This window comes from Actinomadura kijaniata NBRC 14229 (assembly GCF_001552175.1).
Taxonomy (GTDB): Bacteria; Actinomycetota; Actinomycetes; order Streptosporangiales; family Streptosporangiaceae; genus Spirillospora; species Spirillospora kijaniata.
The window spans coordinates 1-541 of record NZ_BCQR01000358.1 but is presented as its reverse complement, the minus strand read 5'-3'; the positions used below and the strand labels follow the sequence as shown (position 1 = coordinate 541).

Genomic DNA, 541 nt, shown 5'->3' with positions numbered 1-541 from the left:
ACAGTCCAAGACTGCAATGCCATGGCTTCGGCGGTGTGCTTGAGCCCCGCTACATTGTCGGCGCGGAATCACTTGACCAGTGAGCTATTACGCACTCTTTCAAGGGTGGCTGCTTCTAAGCCAACCTCCTGGTTGTCACGGCAACTCCACATCCTTTACCACTTAGCACACGCTTAGGGGCCTTAGCCGATGATCTGGGCTGTTTCCCTCTCGACTACGAAGCTTATCCCCCGCAGTCTCACTGCCACGCTCTCACTTACCGGCATTCGGAGTTTGGCTGACGTCAGTAACCCGGTAAGGCCCATCGGCCATCCAGTAGCTCTACCTCCGGCAAGAAACACGTGACGCTGCACCTAAATGCATTTCGGGGAGAACCAGCTATCACGGAGTTTGATTGGCCTTTCACCCCTAACCACAGGTCATCCCCCAGGTTTTCAACCCTGGTGGGTTCGGGCCTCCACACCGTCTTACCGGCGCTTCACCCTGCCCATGGCTAGATCACTCCGCTTCGGGTCTACAGCATGCGACTAAAAACGCCCTA

At 56.2% G+C, this 541-nt stretch carries 1 rRNA gene; it reads right to left on the bottom strand.

The features are described 5' to 3' along the window. Positions 1–541, bottom strand: a 23S ribosomal RNA gene (locus tag AKI01S_RS48700); the annotation flags it as partial.